Annotated in this window: 6 protein-coding genes; 2 read left to right on the forward strand and 4 right to left on the reverse strand. The window is 68.4% G+C overall.

Translation table 11 applies throughout. The features are described 5' to 3' along the window. The first annotated feature begins 310 nt into the window (after positions 1 to 310). Complete coding sequence (locus ACFU8W_RS45725; RefSeq protein ID WP_384051270.1) at positions 311 to 1417, forward strand: AI-2E family transporter; 1107 nt, start codon at positions 311 to 313, stop codon at positions 1415 to 1417. 159 nt (positions 1418 to 1576) lie between these two features. On the opposite strand, the gene ACFU8W_RS45730 is transcribed toward ACFU8W_RS45725, so the two are convergent. Continuing rightward, positions 1577 to 2515 carry an oxidoreductase gene (locus ACFU8W_RS45730; RefSeq protein WP_384051274.1) on the reverse strand — a complete coding sequence of 313 codons (939 nt, stop codon included), beginning with the start codon at positions 2513 to 2515 and terminating at the stop codon, positions 1577 to 1579. A gap of 80 nt (positions 2516 to 2595) precedes the next feature. On the opposite strand from ACFU8W_RS45730, the gene ACFU8W_RS45735 reads away from it, so the two are divergent. Then, positions 2596 to 3240, forward strand: coding sequence for a TetR family transcriptional regulator (locus ACFU8W_RS45735; protein ID WP_384051277.1), 645 nt, complete (start codon positions 2596 to 2598; stop codon positions 3238 to 3240). A 439-nt stretch (positions 3241 to 3679) separates the two neighbouring features. Here the strand turns inward: ACFU8W_RS45735 and ACFU8W_RS45740 are convergent, their stop codons facing one another. From ACFU8W_RS45740 to ACFU8W_RS45750, 3 genes are all read right to left on the reverse strand, one after another. Next, the gene (locus tag ACFU8W_RS45740; RefSeq protein ID WP_384051280.1) at positions 3680 to 4702 is read right to left on the reverse strand and encodes an aldo/keto reductase; all 1023 of its coding nucleotides are present in this window, start codon (positions 4700 to 4702) and stop codon (positions 3680 to 3682) included. After that, positions 4702 to 5592, reverse strand: a complete 891-nt coding sequence (locus ACFU8W_RS45745; protein WP_384051283.1) for an alpha/beta hydrolase — start codon at positions 5590 to 5592, stop codon at positions 4702 to 4704. The genes ACFU8W_RS45740 and ACFU8W_RS45745 overlap by 1 nt, the downstream gene beginning before the upstream one ends. A 95-nt stretch (positions 5593 to 5687) precedes the next feature. After that, complete coding sequence (locus tag ACFU8W_RS45750; protein WP_384051286.1) at positions 5688 to 6533, reverse strand: helix-turn-helix domain-containing protein; 846 nt, start codon at positions 6531 to 6533, stop codon at positions 5688 to 5690. Positions 6534 to 6857: the final 324 nt, after the last annotated feature.

Raw genomic sequence — 6857 nt, forward strand, 5'->3', positions numbered from 1 at the left:
CGCCCGCGCCGATGCCCGCGGCACTGCGACGATGGAGATCTCTGCGGGAAACCGGTGACTGCGCCTGTTGGGTGACTTCGCGAGTGTGCAGCCGAGGGAGCCGGGAGGATACGGCGCCGTCTGGTACCAGCAAGGAATGCCCAGGCGATCGCATCTCCCGTCCGACAACCCGGACCCCGGCTCCCGGCCTGGAAGGCGGAGGTACCCGAGCCGTGCGGTGTCGCGCCAGGCGATGCGTGGCACCAGGGGCTCCGCGCCCCGGGGCCCGGGTTCGCGGCGAGCACCGGCCGACCCGACGCAGGAACTGCACGTGCCCCTCGCGCTGCGGACGGCCGCTGCCTACGCCTGGCGGACGCTCGTCGTGGGAGCTGTCGTCTACGCCGCCTTTTCCGTGCTGGGACGGTTCCACGAGGTTGCGGTAGCAGTCTTCCTCGGCCTGGTCGTCACCGCGTTGTTGCGCCCGGCGGCCGACCTCCTGGCTCGTGTGATGCCTCGGCCACTCGCCGTGGCGGTGACGCTCCTCGGCAGTATCGTCCTGGTCCTCGGCGTGCTGTACCTGGTCGGCGAGGCGGTTGCCGGAGAACGTGCCGGGCTGGAGCGGCAGTTCAGCGAGGGCCTCGCCAGGATCGAGCGCTGGCTGGAGAAGCCACCCTTCCGGTTGAACCCCGGGGCGCTGAGCGACTTGCAGGTCCGGATCGGACAGTACCTGTCCAGCCATCGGTCCACCCTGGTCAGTACGGCGCTCAGTGGCGTGGGCCGACTGGTGGAGGTGATGACCGTGTTCGCTCTCGCGCTGTTCTGCTCGGTCTTCTTCATCCACTCGGGCGACCGGCAGTGGGACTGGTTCTGCGAACAGCTTCCGGCGACGGCGCGGGAGCGAACGAAGATCGCGGGCCGAGCGGCGTGGCGGACGTTCACCGGGTACACCCACGGAATCGTCGTGGTGGCCACCACCAACTCCGTACTCGTGGGACTTGCCCTCTTCGTACTCGGAGTGCCGCTGGCGTTTCCGCTGGCGCTGCTGGAGTTCATCGCCGCCTTCGTCCCACTGATCGGCTCACCCATCGCCCTCGGAGTGGCTGCCGTCGTGGCTCTGGCGTCAAAGGGGCCGATCGTAGCGGTCGTTGTCATCGCGCTGATCGTCGTCATCGGCCAGATCGAGGGGCACCTGCTGCACCCGATCGTGATGAGCCGGGCAGTCCGTCTGCATCCGGTCGTGGTCGCGCTCTCGGTGATCGGTGGCGCGATCGCGGCGGGGGTGCTGGGAGCGATGGTGATTGTTCCGCTGGTGTCCGTCGTCTGGTCGGTCCATCAGGCTCTCCAGCGGGCACGGAGGTCCACGCAGGCGAAGGACTCCCCTACGCGGTCGGCGACCGGCATGCTCGGAGGACGAGGGCCGGACCGTCCCGGCGTGTAGCGACCCGGGACCGGATTTTCGACATCCCCTCCAGCGAAAATCTTCATGAGCCCAACGTCCTCGTACGCGCACACGACGGCGCGAGCCCGGCACCGTCACCGCTGAGCTGTACCCCGGCCCGTCGCTCCTCGTGCGGGCCGGGGTGAGCGCACCGACTGATCAGCCAGGAGTCGGAAACACGAACCGCACGTCGGTCAGGTGTTCCGACAGCTCCCACAGACGGCGGCCTGTCCCGGCGTCCGCGGCCGCGGGGGACAACTGCACCCGCGTCGGTCCGCCGCGCAGCTCGGCCAGGCCGTCCGGTCCGATGAATTGACCGCTCTCCGCATTCGGGTCGGTCGCCGCGTACAGCTGGGGCAACGCGCCGTCGTCCGCGGTCTGGGCGAACAGCGGGTTGCCCATGCGCCCCAGGACCACCCGCCACAGGCCGACCGGCGCACTCGTCTGCAGGTTGGTGGCGGTATAGCCGGGATGGGCGAGCAAGCTGCGCACCGGACTGCCGACCGCGATCAGCCGCCGGTGGAGTTCCCGTCCGAAGACGGAATTGGCGAACTTCGACTGGTTGTAGAAGGCCATGGGTGAGTAGCTGCGCTCACCGGCGACGTCATCGAAGTGGATGCGCCCCTGTCGGTGGTTGATCGAACTCACCGTGACCACGCGGGGGTCACGCCCGACGGTCAGCAGATCGAGCAGCAACCCGGTGAGCGCGAAGTGGCCGAGGTGGTTGCAGGCGAACTGCAACTCGTGGCCCTGCGCGCTCAGCGATCGCGGCGGCGCCATCACACCGGCGTTGTTGACGAGCACATCCAGCCGCGCATGGTCGGTATGCAACTGGTCGGCGAAGGCGCGGACCGAGTCGAGATCGGCGAGGTCGAGGTGGCGCACTTCGAGGCAGGCGGCCGGCTGCTCGGCGGTGATCTCCGCGACCGCCCGGTGGCCTTTTCCCTCGTCGCGCACCGCAAGGATCACGTGCGCGCCCTGGCGGGCGAGCGCCCGGGTCGTCGCCAGACCGAGGCCGCTGTTGGCCCCGGTGACGACGATCACCCGCTCGGTCTGGTCCGGGATCTGATCGACAGTCCAGCGCTGCTCCTGTGTCATATGGCATACGCTGCCGTCCATGGCACTTGGTGTCAAGATGATACTCAGTGTCATGCACGGCATGGCGCTACGATTACCACGTGAGTGCCCACCCCGAAATCAGCCTGGCCCAGCGCAAACGTCAGCTGGTCGCCAACGAGCTGACCGAAGCGGCGCTGCAGCTGCTGGCGTTGAAGGGGTTCGACGCGGTCACCATCGACGAGATCGTGGCCACGGCCGGAGTGTCCAAGCGCACCTTCTTCCGGTACTTCGCGTCCAAGGAGGACGTGGTCGTCCAGTTTCTGGCCGACATGGGCATCGGCATGCACGCAGAGTTGGCGGCCCGCCCCATCGAGGAGCGGCCCTCCGTGGCGCTGCAGCACGCCGTCTGGGTCTCCATGGCTGCCTGCGGCGACCCCTCCGACCGGGCACTGCGAGTGGTGCAGCTGATTCTGCGTACCCCCGCTCTGCACGCACGCTTTCTGGAGCGCCAGGCGCAGTGGCGCGACGACCTGACGGCGGAGTTGGCGCGTCGCCTGGAGATCGACCCCGACACCGATCTGTACCCGCAGCTGGCCGCCGGGATGGCGCTGACCGCCTTCGGCGCCGTGCTGCAACGGTGGAGCGGCAGCGAGGGTGCCGAGGACCCCGCCGAGCTGACCGACCGGGCCTTCGAGGTGATCGCCCCGGCGTTGGACGCCGTCGAACGGCGGGCCTCTCCCGGGCACATGCCCCACGGTGTCTGAGCCGGCTGCTCCGGCGGTCGCCGTGGGTCTGCCGATGCACCGGCCGAGACAACGGCTGCACAACACCGCACCTCACCCGCAGGGCCGGAAACCGGCATGGCGCTGACCTCGGCACCCTGGCCGACGTCCGGCCGCGGGCGCACATGCCCGGAAGCGCTGCAGCTCCGCACGTCCCCGACGGTCGCCACCCTGGAGGCGGATCTCTGCGCAGAGGACTTCAGGTAGACGTCGACGTGCTCGGCGACGCACGGATGAACGGGTTGCGTCGCCGATGTGGTGATGCCTGACCGGACGAGTCCATAGCCCTGGGTATGTCGTCGACGGGCTCGTGTCGGTCCGCGAGCTCGCACAGTTCGCCGATGAACCGGCGGGCCGGCGAGGCTGGTCCGGAGATGGAAGAACTCACTCCCGGTCCCGGCCCGGCAGCTACGGGACACCCTCAGGAAAGGCGGCCGTGCACCTGCCTTCCACTGGGCCCGTACACGAAGTCGGCGGTGGTATCCAGGATGAACTCCAGTGGGAAGCCCAATTCGATCGCGCTGGCCTTGTTCAACTGGCTGACCGCGTCCTCGGGCAACTCCAGGTCGATCGCGGCGAGGTTGTCCGTCAACTGGGCCAGGTTGCGGGCGCCGAGGATCGGATGGATCCAGGGCCGGTGCGTCCTGGTCCATGCGATGGCGACCTGGGACGAGGGCACACCGAGTTCGTCGGCCACGGCGTCCACCGTACGGGCGATGGCCAGGTCGCGTTCGGAGACCGAGGTGCGGTCGACCCGGGAGGGGCCGTCGGCGCCGGAGCGGGTGAACTTGCCGGACAGGACGCCACCGGCCAGGGGCGACCACGCGGCGACGGACAGTTCCAACGCCTCGGCCATGGGCAGGAGTTCCCGCTCGATGTCGCGCTGGACCAGGCTGTAGGGCAGCTGGAGGCCGGCGAACGGCGTCCACCCGCGGAACTCGGCGATCGTGTTGGCGCGAGAGACCAGCCAGGCGGGCGCGTCGGAGATACCGACGTACAGCACCTTCCCCGCTCGCACGAGATCGTCGAGGGCCCGCATGGTTTCCTCGATCGGCGTGTTGGGGTCCCAGATGTGCACCCACAGCAGGTCGATGTAGTCGGTGCCCAGCCGCCGCAGGCTGGCCTCCACCGAACGGGCCAGGTTCTTGCGGTGGTTGCCGCTGGCGTTCGGGTCGGTTCCGTCCATGGTCAGTGTGTACTTCGTGGACAGCACGAACCGATCGCGGTCGGAGCCGAGCAGTTCCCCGACGATCCGCTCACTGCTGCCCTCGGTGTACCGGTTGGCGGTGTCGATCACGTTCCCGCCCGCCTCCGCGTAGGCGGTGAACATCGCGCGGCATTCCTCCACCGACGCGCCCCACCCCCAGTCCTCTCCGAAGGTCATCGTTCCCAGAAACGCTTCGGAGACCCGCAGCCCGGTTCGGCCCAGCAGCCGATACCTCATCACATGTTCCTGTCGAAGAAGGACACGGTCCGATCGATGGCCGGCAGCACGTAGCTGTCGTCGTCGTACAACTCGATGTGGTTGCTCGTGTCCAGCAGCAGAAGTTCCTTGGGCTCGGGCGCCGCCGCGAAGGCGGCCTCCGCGTCGGCCACGGGAATGGCCTGGTCGCCGCTGCCGTGCACGATCAGCAGGGGAGCGGTGACCAGCGGCAGGAAGGCATCCACATCCAGCGTCAGCTCCTGCAGCACGGACAGCGCGGTGCAGCGGTTCTCCCACCCGGAGCCGGCGCCCCGCTCGGTCCCGTAGTACTCGAACGGTTCCGGGCCGGGGTTCCCCGCGGGCATGCCTTCGGGATTGACCGCGGGCCAGTACTCGATCTCGCCGGTGTCGGACTGCCGTTGCGCGATCTGCGCGAACTGGCCCATCAGCGCCGCGAAGTTCTCCGCGCCGAACCGGTCACGGATCAGCCCCGGATTGTTGTAGGCGGCCGCGACGAGTGCCACAGCCTTGACCCGGGGGTCGAACGCGGCGAGCTGCACCGAGTAGATCCCACCCAGGCACACCCCGCAGACCGCGATCTTCTCCGGGTCGACCTCCGGCCGGGCGGCCAGGAAGCTGACCGCGTTGCGCAGGTCGGACACCTTCGCGGAGGCGTCCTCGTGCTGACGCGGTTCTCCTTCGCTGTCGCCCCAGTTCCGGTGGTCGAAGGCCAGAGCCAGGTAGCCGCGCTGTGCGAACCGCTTCGCGTAATAACCGGTGACCTGCTCCTTCACACCGGAGAACGGGCCGGTCAGCACCACTGCGCCCCGCTCGGTCCCGGGCTCGGGCAGATGGAGGTCACCGACCAACCGGTACCCGTCGCTACTGAACTCGACCTTCTCCACAGTCATCACGAATCCCCTTACACCCATGCCGAGTTGGCGTCGAGGAGAAACCTACGCGCGGCGGCTCCCCGGCGTATTGCACGTTCTTGCCGCCACCCGGATCAGCGCGGGGCCAAGTCCGTCCACGCCGTACCCCGATAGGTCGACTGGTACACGGCGGGGGTCACCCCGTATGCCTTGGCGAACACACGGGTCAGATGGGGCTGATCGTGGAAGCCCGTCTCGTGTGAGACGTCGGCGATCCCTGTGCCGTGCCGGAGCAGCACCCTGGCCCGATCGAGCCGGAGACGCAGGTGCAGCTGGTGCGGCGACAGGCCGAACCACGCCGTACACACGCGTACGAGCCGGTACTTGCTCAACCCCGTTACGACGCTGAGCTCGTCCAGCGTCACATTGCGGGCCAGGTTCTCCCGCAGATACTCACGCGCGATCTCGGGGACGCGCCGCCCCGTGCCCGTCCCGTCTCCGTCGGCCCCGGCACGGTACGAGTGCCGCGCCAGCGCCGAGACGAACTCCAGCACCTCGGTCTCCCGCCTCAGCGCGGAACCGGGATCCTCCGAAGGCCGGTGGAGGGAGCTGTGTACGGACCGGAAGCGGCCGGCCAGCCCGCTGTGCGAGATCACCGGATCCCTGAACCGCACGGCCTCGGACGCGGTGACCTCGGTGATCAATGACGGTGACACACACATGATGAGCCAGCGTGCCCGGCCGAGGTCGTCCGGCGTCCCGGAATGCGCGTCGTCCGGATGAAGGGCGATCAACTGGCCGGGGGCAGCCCGGAAGGTCGTGCCACGCCTGCGCACGGTGAACCCGGAGTTGATCACGAGAACCAGTTTGAGCTCTTCATGAAGATTGCCGCTGTAGGACTGCGCCTGCCCGTCCACCACGACGACGTCCGCCACGTCGTCCGACACTCGTGGAACCCCTGCCTGATCCGCTCCGGACATGGCCGCCACACTAGCGCTTCGCCCCTGTGCTGCTGGTGGGTTCGTCGACACGGCTGAGAGGTGACTGGATGGGAGTGTGCAGGTGGCACGGCCGAACGTGTTTTAGGTAGTGCCGCGTTGAACGGGCTCGCCCTGGACGGTGAGAGCGCAGCCGGCACGACCGCCCTTGTCGCCGAGGACGATGTTGACGGACGGGTCCTGGCCGAGAGGTACCTTCACGGTCTTTTTCCGGCTCTCCTGTCGCTTCCATGGGTCGCTGACCAGGGCTGATACGCAGAACACGCCGTACCCCGGCTACGTTTCGACTTGCGAAGGTACGAAACG

This window comes from Streptomyces sp. NPDC057565 (assembly GCF_042801455.1).
GTDB classification, from domain to species: domain Bacteria; phylum Actinomycetota; class Actinomycetes; order Streptomycetales; family Streptomycetaceae; genus Streptomyces; species Streptomyces yanii.

Excerpts from the sequence above, each read along its gene's own strand:
- ACFU8W_RS45750 (WP_384051286.1), bottom strand. The coding sequence starts at position 6,533 with ATGTCCGGAGCGGATCAGGCAGGGGTTCCACGAGTGTCGGACGACGTG.
- ACFU8W_RS45730 (WP_384051274.1), bottom strand. The coding sequence starts at position 2,515 with ATGACACAGGAGCAGCGCTGGACTGTCGATCAGATCCCGGACCAGACC.
- ACFU8W_RS45740 (WP_384051280.1), bottom strand. The coding sequence starts at position 4,702 with ATGAGGTATCGGCTGCTGGGCCGAACCGGGCTGCGGGTCTCCGAAGCG.
- ACFU8W_RS45745 (WP_384051283.1), bottom strand. The coding sequence starts at position 5,592 with ATGACTGTGGAGAAGGTCGAGTTCAGTAGCGACGGGTACCGGTTGGTC.